Below are 19,341 nucleotides of genomic sequence, written 5' to 3' on the forward strand. Positions count from 1 at the left end.
GCAGGAAACTCTCTGTCCCAGAGGCTCTTTTTAGCCCTCAGACGACCAACCCCTGTCTTCTATGTTCCGGTAATCCCTGCAAAACCAATTGATAAGAGCGGTCAATTAGCGAATAGAACTGTGAATTCGGTAATTTTCCATCCAGAAACACCGTGTTCCAGTGCGCTTTATTCAAGTGTTCACTCGGCACGATCTCTGGATGTTGCTCTCTTAGGCTTTCTGCCAATTCAGGGCTAGTTTTCAATGAGATAGAGGGCCGCCCGTGGGTCTCACCCACCATAGCAAACATGACATCGGCCACTTTAATCTGATTTGCCTGCCACTCCTCGTGGTCACTCTGCTCTGCCCCCGGTTTGGACATGCAGTATTCCAGTAATGCCGAATGATTCATGGGGATATCTCCTGTAATGGGCCGGTAGCGTCTCGCGACAGGGCCTCATAAGTTATTTATTCCATAATCAGTGATACATGCCATCAGTGACATATTCTTAGTGACTAGCTTGCGCCTATGACAACAGATTTACTGTGAGCAATGAATGATCGTTTGGCATGCGTCCGCCGTATTTATTAGTATATTCTTTAATCAACATACAACCATTGGCCATGGGTCAAACAAGCGGGATATAGAGATAAGTCGCGGAAAGGTGGCGAAAAAAACAAATAAAAAAGGCGATATCGCTATCGCCTTAGAAACTAGAAGCTCGACTTACTGCACCGCAGCAAAAGCCGCCGCGACGCGCTGAACATTGCTGTGATTGACGCCCGCCATACACATCCTGCCGCTGGCAATCAGATACACACCAAACTCTTCACGCAGACGGTCCACTTGTGCTGCGCTGAAACCGGTGTAGCTGAACATACCGCGCTGTTGCAGCAAATAGTCAAAATTACGATTAGGCAATGAAGCTTTCAAAGCATCGACTAACCTGCTGCGCATTTCAATAATACGCAAACGCATTTGCTCTACTTCAGCTTGCCATTGTGCTTGTAATTCAGTGTCGTGCAGCACTTTTGAAACCACTTGCGCACCAAAGTTGGGTGGGCTGGAATAGTTACGGCGAACAGTGGCTTTCAGTTGCCCTAATACACGGCCTGCCGCTTCTTCACTTTCACACACGACAGACAAACCACCGACCCGCTCGTTATACAGAGAGAAAATTTTAGAGAAGGAGTTACTGACCAAACAGGGCAATTCTGCTGCCGCCATCGCGCGGATAGCATAGGCATCTTCATTCAGCCCGACACCAAAACCTTGATAAGCAATATCCAGGAACGGGATCAGATCCCGGCCCTTAGCCACTTCAATCACCTGATCCCATTGCGCATTAGTGAGATCCGATCCCGTAGGGTTGTGGCAACAAGGGTGTAATAACACAATGCTTTTGGCCGGTAACTGCTGGAGTGTTGCCAGCATTTGATCAAACTTTACGCCCAGCTTGTCATGATCAAAATACGGATAGGTATTCACTTTAAAACCTGCGCCGCTAAAGATAGCAACATGGTTTTCCCAAGTAGGGTCACTGACCCAAACCTGCGAATCTGGGAAATAATGATTGAGGAAATCAGCACCGACTTTCAATGCACCAGAGCCACCCACGGTTTGAATTGTCGCCACCCGCTTCTGTGCCAACATAGGATGTTCTGCACCAAATAATAGCTGCTGGATAGCGCTACGATAAGGTTGCAAACCTTCCATCGGCAGATAGACCGGTGTACCGTGTGGCTGAGCGCTCAATTGCGCTTCGGCAGCTTTTACTGCCTGCATCAATGGGATTTCGCCCAGCTCATTGTAATAAAGCCCAATGCTCAAATTCACTTTATGTGCGCGGTCATCGGCTTTAAAACTTTCCATCAGCGACAGGATCGGATCACCTGCATAGGCGTCAACATTTTGGAACACGGCGCTGCTCTCCTTTATCGGTAATAATTGTCTACGGCGGGTATCTTTATGCAGCTTACCTTATTATTATTCGCCTAAATATTCCATCGCAACACGGGAGGTCAGCTTAGTAATCAATTCATAGGCGCTGATACCGGTCTGTGCAGCAATTTTTTCAACCGGCAGTTCAGCCCCCCACAGCAACACTTCGTCACCCACTTTGTCCGTGGCGTCCGGCCCCAGATCAACAGAAATCATATCCATTGAAACCCGGCCAACAATGCCAACTTCGCGGCCATTCAGCCACATTGGTGTGCCCGAAGGGGCGCTGCGTGGATAACCATCGCCATAACCAATCGCCACCACGCCGAGACGCGTGTCCCGCTCACTGACCCAAGTACCGCCATAGCCAACAGGTTCACCAGCTTTATGCTCACGAACCGCAATCAGGCTGGATTTCAATGCCATTGCGGGCAACAAATCAAAGTGGCTGGCATAGGGTTCGTCCATCGGCGAAACCCCATACAGTATGATACCGGGGCGCACCCAATCACGGTGCGCCTCTGGCCACAGCAAAATACCGCCAGATGCTGCGATGGACTTCATCCCCGGTTTGCCGGTGATGAAGGTATCAAAACAGTCAAGTTGCTGGCGGGTGGTCTCCACTTGCGGCTCATCTGCACGGCTAAAGTGGCTCATAATATTGACTGGTTGGATGATATTGCGGCACGCGCTTAAACGCTGGTAAAAAGCCTCCGCTTGTTCCGGGCGCACGCCCAGGCGGTGCATGCCGGTATCCAGTTTCATCCAAACATTAATGGGGGCAGAAAGATTAGCCGTTTCCAGCGCTTCCAGTTGTTCAATGCTGTGTACTGCGGTTTCAATGCGGTTAGCCACCAGAATCGGAAGATCTTCGGCGGCAAAGAACCCTTCCAACAGCAAAATCGGTTTAACAATTCCGCCAGATCGCAACATTAGCGCTTCGCCGATCCGCGCAACACCATAGCAATCTGCATCCTGTAAGGTATGCGCTGTTTCTAATAACCCGTGGCCATAAGCGTTTGCTTTCACAACAGCAATCAGGCGACTTTGCGGCGCCATGCGCCGAACCTGTTGCAAGTTATGTCGCAGAGCGCGGCGGTCGATTACTGCTGTTGCCGCTTTCATTTCTTATCCTTAATACTTAATAGATGTTATGCCCAATGTCATTGGAGTTGCAGGTAGGCAGCAAGCGAACAAATCCCGATGAACTGACACAAGTCAGTGATTCGGGTGCGTGAGCGTAGCTAACAACCCTGCGGCTTCAAGTACGAAGGGATACTATTCGTCGTCGTATTGCGGGCCGGCATAATTATCAAAGCGCGACCATTGACCATTAAACTTCAGTCGGACAGAACCGATCGGGCCGTTACGCTGTTTACCCAAAATAATTTGCGCAATCCCTTTTTCATCACTGTTTTCGTGATAAACCTCATCACGATAAATAAACATGATTAAGTCAGCATCCTGCTCAATAGAACCTGATTCACGTAAGTCGGAGTTGACCGGCCGTTTATCGGCACGTTGCTCCAAACTACGGTTAAGCTGAGACAGCGCCACCACCGGCACTTGTAGCTCTTTTGCCAATGCTTTCAGGGAACGTGAGATTTCGGCGATTTCCAAGGTGCGGTTATCCGAAAGCGACGGCACCCGCATCAATTGCAGGTAGTCGATCATAATCAAGCTCAACCCGCCGTGTTCGCGGAAAATACGCCGCGCACGGGAACGCACTTCAGTCGGGGTCAGGCCGGAGGAGTCATCGATGTACATATTGCGCTTTTCCATCAATATGCCCATGGTGCTGGAAATCCGCGCCCAATCCTCATCATCAAGCTGGCCGGTACGAATGCGGGTCTGATCGACATGTGATAAGGACGCCAACATACGCATCATTATCTGATCGCCGGGCATTTCCAAACTGAAGATTAATACCGGTTTTTCCTGCATCATCGCGGCGTTTTCACATAAGTTCATCGCAAAGGTGGTTTTCCCCATTGATGGACGCGCGGCGACAATGATCAAATCCGACTTTTGCAGCCCGGCGGTCTTTTTATCGAGGTCAGTAAAACCGGTCGAAACCCCGGTAACACCATCATGTGGCCGCTGATAAAGCTGTTCGATCCGCGCGACTGTAGCTTCGAGGATCTGATCGACACTTTTCGGCCCTTCATCTTTACTGGCGCGGCTTTCGGCAATTTGGAATACTTTAGATTCCGCCAGATCCAGCAGATCTTCACTGCTACGCCCTTGCGGATCATAGCCGGCATCAGCAATTTCATTAGCCACCGAGATCATTTCACGGACGACTGCACGTTCGCGGACGATATCAGCATAAGCCCCGATATTCGCGGCACTTGGCGTATTTTTTGATAACTCGGCCAGATAGGCAAAGCCCCCCACCGAATCCAAATCACCTTTTTGCTCGAGCGATTCGGACAAGGTGATCAAGTCGATCGGCTTGCTATTTTCCAGCAAGCGCTGCATTTCAGTAAAGATCCGGCGATGTGGGCGGCTGAAAAAATCATTGCTGGCTACGCGCTCAGAGACGTTATCCCAGCGCTCATTATCCAGCATCAAACCGCCCAACACGGACTGCTCTGCCTCCAGCGAATGAGGCGGGAGTTTCAGCCCTTCCATCTGGCGATCGCGTGGCTCTGTCATCTTGTTGGTTGGTTTTTTTGCTGCCATGAAAAGTGCTCTTTACCTCTGTTGCGATAGGATAATTGTAACGATAGGAAAATAGTGCCGCCTAGTATACGCGATGATACCCGATGGGTAATTATGAATTCCCTATTACTTATCGGTATTAGCAAGAAGTGGGCACCTCGTGTAGAACTCTGTAAGGTGAAAATACACTTATTGTGAGGAGCTAACATGGCAAAGCATATTCAATTTAGCATCCCTGGCGGGCCGGAAGTATTGCAATACCTTGATTTCACGCCGGTGAACCCTGCGGCACATGAAGTTCAGGTAGAAAACAAAGCTATTGGGATTAACTATATTGATACCTATGTTCGTACCGGACTCTATCCACCGCCACAGTTCCCCAGCGGCTTAGGGAGTGAGGCTGCCGGGTTGGTCACCAAAGTCGGTTCGGCGGTTAACACGATAAAAGTCGGTGACCGAGTAGTATACGCCCAATCAGCCCTTGGCGCTTACAGCGAAGTCCATAATGTCGACGCGAATAAAATCGCCCTGCTCCCTGCGGAAATCTCTTTCGAACAAGCTGCGGCCTCTTTTCTTAAGGGGCTGACAGTGCAGTATTTATTACGCCAAACCCATGAAATCAAACCCGGCGAAGTATTCTTATTCCACGCGGCGGCAGGCGGTGTCGGGTTGATAGCCTGCCAATGGGCAAAAGCTTTGGGTGCAAAACTGATTGGCACCGTCGGCTCCGATGAAAAAGCTGAATTGGCAAAATCCAAGGGAGCTTGGGCCACCATAAACTATCGCACCGAAAATATCGCCGAGCGAGTGGCGGAGCTGACCAATGGTGAAAAAGTGGGTGTGGTATATGATTCGGTTGGGAAAAGTACCTGGTTGGATTCGCTTAATAGCCTTAAACGCAGAGGGTTGATGGTGAGCTTTGGTAATGCCTCTGGCCCAGTAACCGGGGTAGACCTTGCCATACTCAACCAAAAAGGCTCACTGTTTGTGACTCGCGCTTCCTTAAACGCCTATGTGACTAATCGGCAAGAGTTGGAAAGTGCTAGCCGTGAGCTATTCTCATTAATTATCAGTGGTGACATTAGTGTGGATGTTGCTAAAGCCCAACAATTCCCGCTAAGTGATGCTCGCCGTGCCCATAAAATATTAGAAAGCCGCCAGACAACCGGCTCCAGTCTGTTGATCCCTTAATTTCCTGCTGCAATAATGGATAATAAATATTATTATCCATTATAAATTATTAAAAAGTTATTTTTTTATTATTTTCAGACCGCTGACTACTGAAGCCCAATTGCTCTGATTGCATTATCTATATACTCTCAATGTGTAATACTGAAGCAACATTATTCATTACATATACTGAGGTTTTAATTATGCATGATTCAGAAATTAATAGAGATATAAAAACACTATTGAATGCTTTTTATTGCGATAATAAAATTAACAATGAAGAATTCCAAATACTGCGAGATTTCGCTGATCAAAAATTTGATTTGTTACTTGATAAATTCAATAAAAACAATAATATGTCAGCATTTCAAAAATCTGCTGATGTTACCGTTCAATTGATGCAACAAAGTTTTTTTGATGTAAAAGAAAAATGTCAAAATGAAGAAGATAAGAAGTTGGCCCAAGAAGCATTTGTCGCACAAATAGTTTATATTATCGCCAACTACAATCGATTTTTTACTAACCTTTAATATTAGTGATTGAACCTTTCATTTATGTCGTTAAATTATTCAATATTTTGACTCTTAATTATTTGATATTTTATATACTGAGTATCTAATCATCTATCTTACGCTATAAAAGTAAGAATCAGAGCCTCTATTATTCGAGGCTCTGATTTTACTGTTTCATTGATGCATTTGTAGGGGTACGGCTAGGTATTCTGTCAGAGCCATGTTCACTTAAATGAACCTGCCGTTTATACGGCTATTTTTACCTCTGACAGGGATGAAAATGTGATAACAAATCGTGTTGGGTAGCATCCTAGCAAGCCCGTTTAGGAAAAAACACGTTTTCCTAACAATTCATGCAACTAAACTTTCAGCCTGTGATCACTCCCGCAAGAAAGCAAAATAATCAGTAGCGGCGTATTACCGGTTTCTGCATTGAGCACCAGATCCAGACCACCACCACGGCTAAAATCAACCATGGCAACAACTTAATCATCATCACAAATAAGCCGCCCAACATCATAAAAGCAGCGGCCACCAATAATGCAGCGAAGATACCCAACAAGGAGATGCCGGTTGCCATCAACATGATGAAAAAACCGATAACAAAGAAAATTTCTAACATGGCTGGCTCCTTAATTGCTGTTTAATCCCCTGTAAATGCATCACTTACACAGTGATCTCGACAGAGATTTTATCAACGGTTTACCAAGATACAGTACAAGAAACGTGCCAACCCAGAGCAAGCAGATAACATATTGAATTTATTACTTATAGACAAAAAATTGCCTGCCAGGGAAATAGGCAGGCATGGTCAATTTCGCTAACTTGTAGTTAATTTATTACAGTGAACTGTGCTGCGGGCGGATGACCAGCGCTAGCGCCTGTTCTACCACAGATACATCAGCACCGGGCTTATGCGCATTTTCACTCAGATGACGACGCCATTGGCGCGCGCCAGGAATTCCCTGGAAAATACCCAGAATATGGCGGGTTATATGGCCTAGATAAGCGCCGCGTGACAGCTCTTGTTCAATGTAAGGATAAAGCGCTTCGATGGCTTTCACACTGTCAACCACTGGCGCATTCGGATCAAACAGTTCGCGATCCACTTGGGTCAAAATGCTGGGGTTTTGGTAAGCTTCGCGCCCCATCATCACCCCATCAAGATGCTTGAGATGTTCTTTGGCTTCAGCCAGCGTTTTGACCCCACCATTAATGGCAATGGTCAGTGCCGGGAAATCACGTTTAAGCTGATAAACTCGCTCATAATCCAGTGGCGGTACTTCGCGATTTTCTTTCGGGCTGAGTCCTGAAAGCCAAGCTTTACGAGCATGAATAGTGAAAATATCACACTCACCACGGCCTGCGACGGTTTGCACGAATTCACACAAGAACTCATAGCTATCCAACTCATCAATACCAATGCGGGTTTTCACCGTTACCGGAATAGAAACCACATCACGCATTGCTTTAATGCAATCAGCGACCAGATTGGCCTCCGCCATCAGGCAAGCCCCAAAACGGCCATTTTGCACCCGATCAGAGGGGCAACCGACATTAAGATTTATTTCATTATACCCACGAAGCTCTGCCTGTTTGGCACAATGCGCTAAGGCCTGCGGATCACTGCCACCCAGCTGTAATGCCACGGGATGGTCTTGCTCACTATAAGCCAGATAATCCCCTTTGCCGTGGATAATGGCACCGGTGGTCACCATTTCGGTGTACAACAAAGTCTGTTTAGTTAACAAGCGATGGAAATAACGGCAATGGCGATCTGTCCAGTCGAGCATCGGCGCGACGGAAAAACGTTGCAGGGGATAACTTGGCTTTTCGGCCTGAGTGCTGGAAAAAGTCTGAGCTTCGTGCATTTACTGTGGTTTCATCGGTTATGACTGCATCAATTGCCCATTGATATTACTTATTGAGCAAACTAAACAATGGGAAGGAATCAGGGATTATAACATAGAACTTTACGATGACTGCCTGAGTGATAGTTGTAGCGCAAAGAGTGAAAATTTACCGCTAACTGCTGCGACTTGCCAAAATATTGACACTCCGTGGCTCCTCATTTTTTCATCTATCGGCGATTATTAGTAAATATGATAAAATCGATACTATTCGAATGCTGCGGGATGTATATGATGAACCCTATCAATCAGGAAAAGCTGCTTGCCCAGGCGGAGAGCCTGTGCCAACAACGTAACGTCCGCCTGACACCGCAACGTCTTGAAGTATTACGATTAATGGCACAGCAGCCCGGTGCAATCAGCGCTTATGACCTGTTAGATCTGCTGCGTATTTCTGAGCCGCAAGCAAAACCACCCACAGTTTATCGCGCTTTGGATTTCTTGTTGGAACAAGGGTTTATTCACCGCGTAGAATCAGCGAACAGCTATGTGTTGTGTCATCATTTTGAAGAACCAACTCATACTTCTGCGCTTTTTATCTGCGATCGCTGCAAGATTGTGACAGAACGCACCACAGTCGGCATCGAAGAAGCCTTGGCGCTGTTAGCAAAACAGTCGGGTTTTACCCTACGTCATAGTGTGGTTGAGGCTCATGGTTTATGTGCGGAATGTGGAGAAGTTGAAGCCTGTGAAAGTCATGAACATTGTGACCACGACCATTCTATTGTGACGAAAAAGAAATAACCTTCTGGTGATAAAATCAAACTGTCGCTAGAAAGGCGGCAGTTTCGAAGGGAACCCACTTATAAAAAATTTACCGCCTATATCCAATATAATGGATGCGGTTCATAATATATAGAATAGGTGGAGAGTAATAAAGTATAAATAAGACACTTCCTTGTGTCCATATCGATATAAATACAGGAGTAGCAGAACATCCTCATTAAAATAATCATCACTCTACGAATAGAATGTGCCATTTAATAAAATGCATTCTGAAAAATGAGAGCCCCGATAGATTTATATCAATATCAGTTTAAATCCATTTAACGCTGTTACCAGCGATATTTACTGTGGTCTTCCCAGGCTTTAACTTCTTTCTCGGCTTGCTCTTTCTGATAGCCGTATTTCTCCTGGATTTTACCCACCAACTGGTCACGCTTACCTTCAATGACGGTCAGGTCATCATCAGTCAGCTTGCCCCAATTCTCTTTAACTTTACCTTTAAACTGCTTCCAGTTACCGTCGACTTGATCTTTATTCATAATATCTCCGTTACCTTAAGATTCGTCAGTTTATTTAATTCAACACGGTAAGTATATTTACTCCCTAAAAACAAATTTAATTTAAATGAGTTATTCACAGTCATAATTTAAATTAAATATTGTTGCTTCGCTTACCGTATGAATAACTATAGCAAAGGATACTGACAATTAAAGTAAGGTTAATATTAATCACTGTCATCATAGCAATAAACAGGAAATAAAAACTCGTAATTTTCAGTTAAAACAGCAATTAATAAGTTATTATCAGAATATTCTCAAACTAGATTGAGTTAAGTATTAGAGGAATTAAATGCTTTATATACCCTTCCATTGAAGGGTATATAAATAAACGTTAAAATCAGATCCAGTCGCCATTGCGGATGACACCAACAGCCAAACCTTCAATAGTGAAACTTTGCTCACGCAGATCGACAACAATCGGCTGAAACTCACTATTTTCTGGGAGAAGTTGTACGATATTACCTTGTTTTTTCAAACGTTTTACCGTCACTTCATCATCAATTCGCGCAACAACCACTTGCCCATTACGCACATCTTGAGTCTTATGTACCGCCAATAAGTCACCGTCCAGAATACCGATATCTCTCATCGACATCCCATTAACCCGCAACAAAAAATCTGCACTCGGCTTAAACATGGAAGGATCAACTTTGTAATGCCCTTCGATATGTTGTTGGGCTAACAGCGGCTCACCTGCGGCAACCCGACCAATCAGTGGCAGGCCATCTTCTTCTTCCATCAATAAACGGATACCACGGGAAGCGCCGGAAACAATCTCAATAACGCCCTTACGGGCCAGTGCTTTTAAATGCTCTTCAGCGGCGTTAGGAGAGCGAAACCCCAGACGCTGCGCAATTTCGGCACGGGTCGGTGGCATACCTGTTTGCGCTAGGTGGTCGCGCACCAGGTCATAAACCTCTTGCTGTCTGGTAGTAAGTGCTTTCATTCCGCCCCCTGTTTGTTTATACAGTCTTGCTGTGAGTATATACAGGTAAGCAGGTATTGGGAACCAAAGAGTGAATAAAAACAGGGATTAATCACTGTTTACATCAACAGCATTGATTAACCAGCATGTTGCCAAAGCACAGTTATCCATATAAATAGCGCCAACAAGATGGCCAGAGACACGGCGGCAGAGCCCATATCTTTAGCCCGGCCTGATAGTTCGTGGAATTCACTGCCGATGCGGTCCACCACGGCTTCGATGGCACTATTAATGATTTCGATAATAATCACTAAAACAACACTGCCAATCAATAAAATCCGTGTGATTGCATCTACATCCAGCCAGAAGGCCAGTATGATAGCGAGTATGGCGGCCACCATTTCTTGCCGAAATGCGGCTTCATTTTTCCAAGCTGCGGTTAAGCCTTTAACAGAATAACCCGCTGCTTTATAGATTCGGATTAACCCTGTTGATTGGTTCGCCATATTTTATTGCCTTTATCTTAAGTTAATGATGATTTTTGCCGTTTTCTGTTGTCTCATCACCACAGATCTCAAAACCACTTTCTGGTATCCTTGCGACGAATTGCTAACAAGAGGCTTCATGTAGTTATGTCAGGTTGGCGTAAAATATATTATAAGTTGTTGAATTTACCACTTAAACTGTTGGTAAAAAGCAAGGTTATTCCGGCAGATCCTGTGACTGAGTTAGGGTTAGACCCGTCTCGTCCTATTCTGTACGTTTTACCTTACAATTCTAAGGCTGATTTGCTGACTTTGCGAGCGCAATGTCTGGCGCAGGATCTGCCCGACCCATTGATTCCATTGGAAATCGATGGCGTAAGCCTTCCCAGCCATGTCTTTATCGATAACGGCCCGCGGGTGTTTCGCTATTACGCCCCGAAACAGGAGTCGGTCAAGCTATTCCACGATTATCTGGATCTGCATCGCAATAATCCGGAGCTGGATATCCAAATGCTGCCGGTCTCGGTAATGTTTGGCCGCTCTCCGGGGCGTGAAGGCCATGGTACGCCACATCTGCGCGTGCTAAACGGCGTGCAGAAATTCTTTGCTGTATTGTGGCTGGGCCGCGATAGTTTTGTGCGCTTTTCGACCACGGTATCACTGCGTCGAATGGCCAGTGAGCATGGTACCGATAAAACCATCGCCCATAAATTGGCACGCGTAGCGCGGATGCATTTCTCGCGTCAGCGGTTAGCTGCGGTTGGCCCGAGCCTACCGGCCCGTCAGGATTTGTTCAAAAAACTGTTAACGTCCAAAGCAATTGAAAAAGCAGTCGCCGATGAAGCGCGAACCAAAAAAATCTCTCACGAGAAAGCGCAACAAAACGCCATTACGCTAATGGAAGAAATAGCCGCCGACTTCTCTTATGAAGCTGTGCGTCTGTCCGACCGAGTCTTGAGCTGGACGTGGAACCGTTTGTATCAGGGCATCAATGTCCACAATGCAGAGCGCGTGCGGCAATTGGCACAAGATGGCCATGAAATCGTCTATGTGCCTTGCCATCGCAGCCATATGGACTATCTGCTGCTCTCCTATGTGCTTTATCATCAAGGGCTGGTGCCGCCGCATATTGCTGCCGGTATTAACTTGAATTTCTGGCCAGCTGGCCCGATTTTCCGCCGTCTGGGTGCGTTCTTTATTCGCCGTACCTTTAAAGGCAATAAACTTTATTCAACTGTGTTTCGTGAATATCTGGGCGAATTATTCACCCGTGGTTATTCAGTGGAATACTTTGTTGAAGGTGGGCGCTCACGGACTGGCCGCCTGCTGGAGCCTAAAACCGGCACACTGTCGATGACAATACAGGCCATGTTGCGTGGCGGTTCGCGCCCAATCACCTTAGTGCCGATTTATATCGGCTACGAACATGTGATGGAAGTGGGAACTTACGCCAAAGAATTACGTGGCGCGACCAAAGAGAAAGAGAGCCTGTTGCAGATGCTGCGGGGCTTGCGCAAGCTGCGTAATCTCGGCCAGGGCTATGTCAACTTTGGTGAGCCAATCCCGTTGACCACCTATCTGAACACCAATGTGCCGCAGTGGCGTGATGCTATCGACCCTATCGAAGCACAGCGCCCAAGCTGGCTGACACCGGCAGTGAATGATTTGGCTGGCCAGATTATGGTTCGGATTAACAATGCGGCGGCGGCCAATGCCATGAACTTATGTTCGACGGCATTGTTAGCTTCACGTCAGCGCTCACTCACTCGCGAGCAACTGCTCGAGCAACTCGATTGCTACTTGCAACTGATGCGCAATGTGCCTTATGCAAAAGATGTCACCGTGCCGGATAAGACGCCGGAAGAGTTACTTAATCACGCCTTGAATATGAATAAGTTTGAGGTGGAAAAAGACAATATTGGTGACATTATCATCCTGCCACGGGAACAAGCCGTGCTGATGACCTACTATCGCAATAACATCCAGCATTTGCTGATATTGCCATCGCTCATTGCCAGTATGGTTATGTATCAACGGCGTATCACTCGTGCCGAGTTATTGCGTCAAATCAGCATGATCTACCCGATGCTGAAAGCTGAATTATTCCTGCATTACAGTAAAGAACAATTACCACAGACATTGGACACGCTGATTGATGAACTGGCGCGTCAGCAGTTGATTTGCGACAAAGGGAATGAATTGGTGCTGAATCCGGCCCGTATTCGTCCGCTGCAATTACTGGCCGCCGGGGTGCGCGAAACCCTGCAACGCTATGCGATTACCCTTTCGTTACTCAGTGCGAACCCAAGCATCAATCGGGGCGCGTTGGAGAAAGAGAGCCGCATTATGGCGCAGCGCTTGTCTGTTCTGCATGGCATTAACGCGCCGGAATTCTTCGATAAAGCCGTGTTCTCCACACTGGTGGGCACCTTGCGCGAAGAGGGTTATATCAGTGACAGCGGTGATGCGATTCAGGAACATACGCTGGAAGTTTACAATATGCTGAGTGCATTGATGACGCCGGAAGTGAAGCTGACGATTGAAAGTGTCAGTATGCCGGCTGAAACTAATAACCTGCTGCCAGAACCCGCGGCAGAGGATAAAGAAGATAACTAATTCTTCGTCGCGCTAAGCAAAAATCATAAACAAAAATGGCCGGATTCATCATCTGGCCATTTTTTTAACTGTCTCCCAGCAGGGTATTTATTGCCAATAGCTAATAAAAATCCCGAGAAACAACACTAAGCCGACATAGTTATTGTTGAGAAATGCACGGAAACAGGGGTCACGTTCACGTCTGGCAATCATCTTCTGTTGGTGGACAAACAATGCGCCAGCCAGCAGGATGGCCCAATAAAATGCGCCCCCCAAATCCATCAGCCAGCCAATCACCACCATTAATACTAATGTCGCCAGTTGCAGCAAACCGATAATCAGTTTGTCATGCTGGCCAAATAAAATAGCGGTCGACTTAACACCAATCCTCAGATCGTCGTCACGGTCGACCATCGCATATTGGGTGTCATAAGCCACCGTCCAGCAGATATTGGCTAATAATAGCAACCAGCAAACCAGCGGTAAACTTTCACTCACCGCGGCAAACCCCATCGGGATTGACCACCCAAAAGCCGCGCCCAACACCACCTGCGGCAAGTGTGTCACCCGCTTCATAAAGGGGTAAACCCAGGCTAAGGCCAATGCCGCCAGTGACAGCCATATGGTCATGTTATTGAGCGTGAGCACCAGCCCAAACGAGAGCAACACCAAGATAACAAACAGGATTTTGCTTTCTTTCTCACTGATGAGGCCGCTGGGTAATGGTCGTGATGCGGTGCGTTTCACAAAGCCATCAATATTGCGGTCAGCATAATCATTGACGACACAACCGGCGGCACGCATGAAAAAGACACCCAAGACAAAAACAATCAGTATATTGGTGTCGGGAATGCCTTTCCCTGCCAACCATAATGCCCACAGTGTCGGCCACAGCAGTAGTAATGAGCCAATGGGTTTATCGATCCGCATCAAACGGCAATAAGCCCGCCATTTGCTCTGAACATGACTTCCCTTCAATTTCTCACTCTCCAAAATCTCACCACCCCTTAAATCAAATACAGCGGCGAAGCCGGTAAAAAAACTTCAGTCAGTAACAGGGGTTTACCTGACAGGCGCAGTAATGAACGGCGCGCCCAAAGCGCATTCTGCCGCCCTACTTGAATATAATCCCGGGTTAAATTATTACCACCAAATAAATAGCGCCCCAGAGGTAATGTCCCTAAATCCACCAGCGCCCTATCCGAGCCAGACAGTGTTTCCTCGGGAATAACCGTGCGCCCCAATAACCAAGGGACATTATCGCCACATAAGACAATCTCGCGCAGCCAATAGCGCTCACTTGTTGGCAAATGTTCGGCATCCTCTCCTAGCTCATGGCGCGTAATAAAGCATTCCCGTCGCGGTTCGACATGAACTTGCTGACAATGTTGCTCAAAACGCCGGGTCATCGATCCCAACTCCATTAGCCAGTCAGCGACATCAGCAGGAAGATTTGGCTGCTCAATGGCATACCATTGAATAGGTTTTAAAATTGATGCATCGCCGGTAGACATACGGCTCACTCCCTGCCGAGGAAAAAACAGTTGCTAAATAGAAAGCCATTGTAACGCAGATTGGGTATCCAGCGATATCGGGTTACTTTTTTATTTACTCGCAATAATAACAATTCGAAAGCTAGTTTTTTGTATATTTCTCAATGTGTGCAAGAATATGTTCAATCCTCATTTTTATTCCCCAAAGTTGATTACCGTCATTAAGATCCCTGGCTGAATAATATCCATCATAGGCTTTATCGAAATCGATAGGGTAAAAGGTATTGGTTTTTACATCATATAAAACATTATTAAAATTCAAGTCATCATGGATGATATTGTAATACCCTAAATCGTCCATCATGCTTAAAAATCGTTCCTTCGCGTTGGGTGGGAAAATTTTAGTTTTAATCTCTATCAGCGTTTTTCCAGGCACCCGGTACATTCTGATATAGTGTTGATTCCCCTGTTTAATGAACTCAGCAGAGCCGTCTCCATAATAGCGATTAAAGAACTCAACTTCTTTCATGTGGACTTCGGTTAAAAGCACACTGTCTTGTGTGGATAATTTCTTTAACACAAAACCGGGATTATTGGCATCAAGATAGACATCTCCGGCCAATCCGTCGCCAATTTTTTTACCTAATTTAATTTCGGGGTTAAATTCAGTGACAGAAGTTTTTGACTGAGATGGCCCGCCTCCCGGTAATCGGCCCGGTTTAATAAATTCAGGGCCTTGTTTCAAAACAACCCCCAAATCCTGACCAGTGGCTAAATCAACTTCCCAATAAGCCCCACTGCCCCCCTGCCTGACCCAAGCTTCACGTGCTCCATCTGGTACTGATGGGTCTTTAAGCCACACCTGTTGCACTTCAATCTCAGCGCCACGCGGATTTTGTATCGTCTGACGGTTCAGTTCAGGGATGCTTGGGGCGGGCTCAGAAGCATCAAATGGTTTTATACCCTGCGGGGGATTCTCCATCACTTTCACTCCCCTTTCCATGCCCCTCAACTGGCCCGCCTCCATTACCATTGCTGACATCCCTGCCGCCATACCTTCCTTATCATTACGATAACGCGGGGCCTCAACTCTGGCGATGGTGCACATCGGATTCGGTAGCGGTACTTTACAAACCCAATGACTTTCCAAGGATGTCCAGGCATTGCCCCAAAAACGCGTGTTTTCAGATTCTGGCTGATAGTCTTCGGCAAACGCATTGATTTTATGTTGCAGTCGACTGCCCTCTGGCCGCTCTCCGCTATTAATTAATGCTTCAATGGCCTGCGCTCTCAGCGCCGGATGAGCTTTGATTTGGGCATAATATTCAGATTTTTTCGCATCCAGCGTATCAAAAACGTTTATCGGCCTGCCGTTATTACCCGGCATCGACATATTGGCAACAAAGTGGTTGCTGGCATTTCGCCGCCGTTTAAATTCGTCAAAAGGTGAATCAAACTCTTTCTGCGGATAACCATGTTGGAGATCCCGCCGATAGGTATATTGCCGAGGGAAATGAATGTCCCTAACCCCTTTCTCTCTCAGGATTTCTATTATCGCCTGATCTTCATCAAAAGCGGCGGGAGGATGGCGATAGGCTAAACGCATGTCGAGATAATCTAATTGCCGCTCTATTTTTTGTTGCTCAGTTTTATAGAATCCGCGCAATGCCAGAGCGTATAGCGGTGGGTTTAGCGCAAAAAAGGGCGCAAGACTTTTGAGGTCCGACACAAATCTTTCTTGTTCCAAATCAATCGCTGCACCATCAATAATGTTGTCACCCAATAGTTGGAGTCGAATAAATGTACTCTGCGCCAAATCGGGCAAATCAGCCGCGTCAATTTCTCCGGCAATATGTTTGAATGCGCGGGCTATTTGTTCGACCGTTAGGGGTTCGACTTCATTCGACTGGCTGAAATGAGAGAGGAAGATAACTGTCGGGCTGTAGCGTACCCCGCCAGCTTGGTGTAAATGTATTTCTTCTTCGACCAATAAACCATACAACTGCTCAGTATCCTTTCCATCCAGTTCATCAAGGTTTTTACCTTGTAATTGATAATGTAAATTGAGTGTGGTTTTTAGCGAAAATGCCAGACTGCCGACGGGATGTTGGAGAGCAAGAAATTGAGTAAAATCCTGCTGGCTGCACGTATCAAAACCAACCAAGTTGCATCCTTGCAAAATCATCTCTGGCAGTTGGTCTGTTAGGTAACTGCCTTGGGCATTCTTCGGTGCAAATCCATTGGCAAGATAAGCCGCCGGCGATTGCACTATCGCAGGAGGGGCACTCATCCCTTCATAAATGACTCTTAACGCCTTACTGGCGCTAAAAACCGGCTGCGCCGGTTCATCCAGTTGGCCCATGCCCCAATTGTCCAAATCCGTAGCCGGAATACCCGCGATATCACCATAGCGATGACCATAATGGGAATGGTTATAAAGTATTGTCGCCTGCATACGGATTTCTTTATATTCAGCCCGATAAATTGCAGCAGATAATTCAGCCAGAGTGGGCTGACTCTCTTGATGCAGCCACCAGACAAGGCTCAGGGCGGCGAGCGGAGTGAGTTCTTCTTCCGTAGATAGAGTCAGGCCTTTTTGGAATAACTTAAAAAGAACTTCCCGCTCTAAACTGATAACGCGCGCTTTTTCATAGCCTTGGGCTGCAGTCAATCCCGGTCTTAAATTCAGTAAACCAGCCAAACTATCCGCATGTTCAACATCTTCTGCATCATAGAGTTGCAAGTAAAGATCAACAATTCTGCCCACACGAGCATCGCTGATTTGAGGGAATTGCTGAACCCACATTTTCTGATCCATTTTTCGAGAATTATCAATTAATTGCATTGCCTGCCGAAATACCGGCTCCGCAGTAGAATTTACGTTGGGCAGGTTTTTTGCCATTTGTTCCAATACCAGATGATCTCTGGCCGTTACTTTGACGGGGAGTCCAATAAAATCAGCATGTTGGTTGATAGTCGTGTGTGGGGCGAGGGAATGGTTTTCCTCTGCAAACGGGGCTGAACAAGGCAGTACCGCAATCCATAGGCAAAATTGAGTTTTCTTGAACATCAATTAACTCCTTTAATTGAATACTTGAACAAGAAGAGTCGTTAACTATGACTCTCCGGTAGCTAATCCAAGATACTGCTACCGGCTCAATGACAGGACTTGTAGATTATTATTTATCTTTTGTCTCTCTAGCGAGCCGACAGACTAAGGCAACTGATTATTCGTCGCGAGGAAGATTAAGTATTTAGTGAAGAAATGAATGAGTTTGATGTTTAAAACAGAATTAACCAAAACGAGGCATCGCGAGCGGCAGTAGCCGTATATAAGACCCAACGAAAAAAGGTGTGCCAAGGCACACCAATCATCCAGCCATATTCGGCAGTGCCGGGATTTACCCCTTGCCTTTTACACTACCAATAAAGGTTTTTCGGGCTGAAGTTGAGCCCAAATGTTCCGCTTCGTTCAACAATTTCAGCGCCTTATCGACATCGCCGGCTTTCACCGCGTCTTTAATCGCTTGGTTGAAGTAGTTTTCAGTCTCGCTCAGCATTGGCTCTGCTGGTTTTGTCGGTGTAGGCGCTGCGGCTGCCATAGGTTGCACAGCACTGCCCACCACGACAGGAGCCGAAGCTGGCGCTGATTGAATCAAGCCAATCATCACGTTGCCCAAACCTTGCTCAGCGGTCGCTTTAATTCTCAAATTACCGGTCGGAGTATGTTTAGCAATCGGGTCTGGAATATCCGGCACCGCATTACCCACGCCCATCGCATAAGCTTTGGCCGGGTCCAGCAGCGTGGTAGTTTTGGCCAAGTCATCACGGGTGGTGTAAACCAGTAGATAGATTTGTTTTTGACCCAATGCTGGGGTCAGTTTCATCACACCTTGCAGCCGGTCGCTGGTCATGATGCCCGCTTTTTCATAAGTGAAATAGCTGGACGGGTAATAAGCCGCTGGGCGCATTTGTTCGTCTAACACCAATACGCTAGGGGAAAATAGTTGGTTATCAGTGACTAAGCTGCTGAGCGTGATCTCCATCGATCCACGATCCGCAGGTAAAGCAAAAGCGGCCACCGCCCCTTCCACATTCCCCTGAGAGATTTGCGGGCTGGCAGTAGTCAGTTTGATATCTTGCGTCGCCGGTGGCACTAAAGGCTGCCAAGGCAACTGTTGTAAAGTAGCAGTACTGATAGTTGGCGCGATAGAGACATTCGCCGGAGAAATAGTTTGCTCCGCATGCACCGCCAGAGGCGCGGTGACCCCTAGAGCCAATGCCAGACAGAGTGTCAGCAGATTCTTTTTCATTATTGTACCCTCATACATTGAGCGTCGGTGCTAACTGGGCCAGGCAAGGTCGGTAAAGTTAGCGAAT

17 protein-coding genes are annotated in these 19,341 nt (G+C 46.7%); 4 read left to right on the top strand and 13 right to left on the bottom strand.

The features are described from left to right. Positions 1-37: 37 nt before the first annotated feature. From DXZ79_RS18415 to dnaB, 4 genes are all read right to left on the bottom strand, one after another. The gene (locus tag DXZ79_RS18415) at positions 38-391 is read right to left on the bottom strand and encodes an MmcQ/YjbR family DNA-binding protein (protein ID WP_038638554.1); all 354 of its coding nucleotides are present in this window, start codon (positions 389-391) and stop codon (positions 38-40) included. Positions 392-706: 315 nt separating this feature from the next. Beyond that, a complete protein-coding gene (locus DXZ79_RS18420) occupies positions 707-1,900 on the bottom strand; it encodes an amino acid aminotransferase (RefSeq protein WP_050292221.1) in 1,194 nt (397 codons plus the stop codon). A gap of 66 nt (positions 1,901-1,966) precedes the next feature. Then, positions 1,967-3,046: an alanine racemase gene (gene alr, locus DXZ79_RS18425; protein WP_038638548.1), complete on the bottom strand. Its 1,080-nt coding sequence runs from the start codon at positions 3,044-3,046 to the stop codon at positions 1,967-1,969. Positions 3,047-3,199: 153 nt separating this feature from the next. Next, complete coding sequence (dnaB, locus tag DXZ79_RS18430) at positions 3,200-4,606, bottom strand: replicative DNA helicase (RefSeq protein ID WP_038638544.1); 1,407 nt, start codon at positions 4,604-4,606, stop codon at positions 3,200-3,202. Positions 4,607-4,792: 186 nt separating this feature from the next. Here dnaB and DXZ79_RS18435 point away from each other — a divergent pair, with 186 nt between their 5' ends. Further along, positions 4,793-5,776 (top strand): quinone oxidoreductase, encoded by a 984-nt coding sequence (locus DXZ79_RS18435; protein ID WP_038638542.1) that lies wholly within the window; start codon positions 4,793-4,795, stop codon positions 5,774-5,776. A 182-nt stretch (positions 5,777-5,958) separates the two neighbouring features. After that, entirely contained in the window at positions 5,959-6,285 is a 327-nt protein-coding gene (locus DXZ79_RS18440; protein WP_120011532.1) for a hypothetical protein, read from the top strand. A gap of 385 nt (positions 6,286-6,670) precedes the next feature. Here DXZ79_RS18440 and pspG read toward each other — a convergent pair whose 3' ends face one another. Together pspG and dusA are read right to left on the bottom strand one after the other, a co-directional pair. Then, complete coding sequence (gene pspG / locus DXZ79_RS18445; protein WP_120011533.1) at positions 6,671-6,889, bottom strand: envelope stress response protein PspG; 219 nt, start codon at positions 6,887-6,889, stop codon at positions 6,671-6,673. Positions 6,890-7,106: 217 nt separating this feature from the next. Then, positions 7,107-8,138, bottom strand: coding sequence for a tRNA dihydrouridine(20/20a) synthase DusA (gene dusA / locus DXZ79_RS18450; RefSeq protein WP_038638532.1), 1,032 nt, complete (start codon positions 8,136-8,138; stop codon positions 7,107-7,109). A gap of 273 nt (positions 8,139-8,411) precedes the next feature. On the opposite strand from dusA, the gene zur reads away from it, so the two are divergent. After that, a complete protein-coding gene (gene zur, locus DXZ79_RS18455) occupies positions 8,412-8,921 on the top strand; it encodes a zinc uptake transcriptional repressor Zur (RefSeq protein ID WP_032820476.1) in 510 nt (169 codons plus the stop codon). 311 nt (positions 8,922-9,232) lie between these two features. On the opposite strand, the gene DXZ79_RS18460 is transcribed toward zur, so the two are convergent. The 3 genes from DXZ79_RS18460 to DXZ79_RS18470 form a co-directional block, all read right to left on the bottom strand. Further along, positions 9,233-9,442 (bottom strand): CsbD family protein, encoded by a 210-nt coding sequence (locus DXZ79_RS18460; protein WP_038638529.1) that lies wholly within the window; start codon positions 9,440-9,442, stop codon positions 9,233-9,235. Positions 9,443-9,800: 358 nt separating this feature from the next. Further along, positions 9,801-10,409 (bottom strand): transcriptional repressor LexA, encoded by a 609-nt coding sequence (lexA, locus tag DXZ79_RS18465; RefSeq protein WP_004704739.1) that lies wholly within the window; start codon positions 10,407-10,409, stop codon positions 9,801-9,803. 116 nt (positions 10,410-10,525) lie between these two features. Further along, the gene (locus DXZ79_RS18470; RefSeq protein WP_038638525.1) at positions 10,526-10,894 is read right to left on the bottom strand and encodes a diacylglycerol kinase; all 369 of its coding nucleotides are present in this window, start codon (positions 10,892-10,894) and stop codon (positions 10,526-10,528) included. A gap of 126 nt (positions 10,895-11,020) precedes the next feature. On the opposite strand from DXZ79_RS18470, the gene plsB reads away from it, so the two are divergent. Continuing rightward, on the top strand, positions 11,021-13,489 hold the full coding sequence (gene plsB, locus DXZ79_RS18475; protein WP_038638521.1) for a glycerol-3-phosphate 1-O-acyltransferase PlsB: 2,469 nt from the start codon (positions 11,021-11,023) through the stop codon (positions 13,487-13,489). A gap of 87 nt (positions 13,490-13,576) precedes the next feature. Here the strand turns inward: plsB and ubiA are convergent, their stop codons facing one another. From ubiA to malM, 4 genes are all read right to left on the bottom strand, one after another. Continuing rightward, positions 13,577-14,446 carry a 4-hydroxybenzoate octaprenyltransferase gene (gene ubiA, locus DXZ79_RS18480; protein ID WP_038640004.1) on the bottom strand — a complete coding sequence of 290 codons (870 nt, stop codon included), beginning with the start codon at positions 14,444-14,446 and terminating at the stop codon, positions 13,577-13,579. 29 nt (positions 14,447-14,475) lie between these two features. Next, positions 14,476-14,982, bottom strand: a complete 507-nt coding sequence (gene ubiC, locus DXZ79_RS18485; RefSeq protein WP_120011534.1) for a chorismate lyase — start codon at positions 14,980-14,982, stop codon at positions 14,476-14,478. Between the two features lie 121 nt (positions 14,983-15,103). Then, the gene (locus DXZ79_RS18490; RefSeq protein ID WP_205572688.1) at positions 15,104-18,031 is read right to left on the bottom strand and encodes an OspG family effector kinase; all 2,928 of its coding nucleotides are present in this window, start codon (positions 18,029-18,031) and stop codon (positions 15,104-15,106) included. Positions 18,032-18,362: 331 nt separating this feature from the next. After that, positions 18,363-19,274: a maltose operon protein MalM gene (gene malM / locus DXZ79_RS18495; RefSeq protein ID WP_032820466.1), complete on the bottom strand. Its 912-nt coding sequence runs from the start codon at positions 19,272-19,274 to the stop codon at positions 18,363-18,365. Positions 19,275-19,341: the final 67 nt, after the last annotated feature.

Origin of the sequence: Yersinia rochesterensis, from assembly GCF_003600645.1 — a bacterium.
In the GTDB taxonomy this organism is placed as follows: Bacteria; Pseudomonadota; Gammaproteobacteria; order Enterobacterales; family Enterobacteriaceae; genus Yersinia; species Yersinia rochesterensis.

Excerpts from the sequence above, each read along its gene's own strand:
- DXZ79_RS18415 (WP_038638554.1), bottom strand. The coding sequence starts at position 391 with ATGAATCATTCGGCATTACTGGAATACTGCATGTCCAAACCGGGGGCA.
- alr (WP_038638548.1), bottom strand. The coding sequence starts at position 3,046 with ATGAAAGCGGCAACAGCAGTAATCGACCGCCGCGCTCTGCGACATAAC.
- dnaB (WP_038638544.1), bottom strand. The coding sequence starts at position 4,606 with ATGGCAGCAAAAAAACCAACCAACAAGATGACAGAGCCACGCGATCGC.
- DXZ79_RS18435 (WP_038638542.1), top strand. The coding sequence starts at position 4,793 with ATGGCAAAGCATATTCAATTTAGCATCCCTGGCGGGCCGGAAGTATTG.
- DXZ79_RS18440 (WP_120011532.1), top strand. The coding sequence starts at position 5,959 with ATGCATGATTCAGAAATTAATAGAGATATAAAAACACTATTGAATGCT.
- pspG (WP_120011533.1), bottom strand. The coding sequence starts at position 6,889 with ATGTTAGAAATTTTCTTTGTTATCGGTTTTTTCATCATGTTGATGGCA.
- dusA (WP_038638532.1), bottom strand. The coding sequence starts at position 8,138 with ATGCACGAAGCTCAGACTTTTTCCAGCACTCAGGCCGAAAAGCCAAGT.
- zur (WP_032820476.1), top strand. The coding sequence starts at position 8,412 with ATGAACCCTATCAATCAGGAAAAGCTGCTTGCCCAGGCGGAGAGCCTG.
- DXZ79_RS18460 (WP_038638529.1), bottom strand. The coding sequence starts at position 9,442 with ATGAATAAAGATCAAGTCGACGGTAACTGGAAGCAGTTTAAAGGTAAA.
- lexA (WP_004704739.1), bottom strand. The coding sequence starts at position 10,409 with ATGAAAGCACTTACTACCAGACAGCAAGAGGTTTATGACCTGGTGCGC.
- DXZ79_RS18470 (WP_038638525.1), bottom strand. The coding sequence starts at position 10,894 with ATGGCGAACCAATCAACAGGGTTAATCCGAATCTATAAAGCAGCGGGT.
- plsB (WP_038638521.1), top strand. The coding sequence starts at position 11,021 with ATGTCAGGTTGGCGTAAAATATATTATAAGTTGTTGAATTTACCACTT.
- ubiC (WP_120011534.1), bottom strand. The coding sequence starts at position 14,982 with ATGTCTACCGGCGATGCATCAATTTTAAAACCTATTCAATGGTATGCC.
- DXZ79_RS18490 (WP_205572688.1), bottom strand. The coding sequence starts at position 18,031 with ATGTTCAAGAAAACTCAATTTTGCCTATGGATTGCGGTACTGCCTTGT.
- malM (WP_032820466.1), bottom strand. The coding sequence starts at position 19,274 with ATGAAAAAGAATCTGCTGACACTCTGTCTGGCATTGGCTCTAGGGGTC.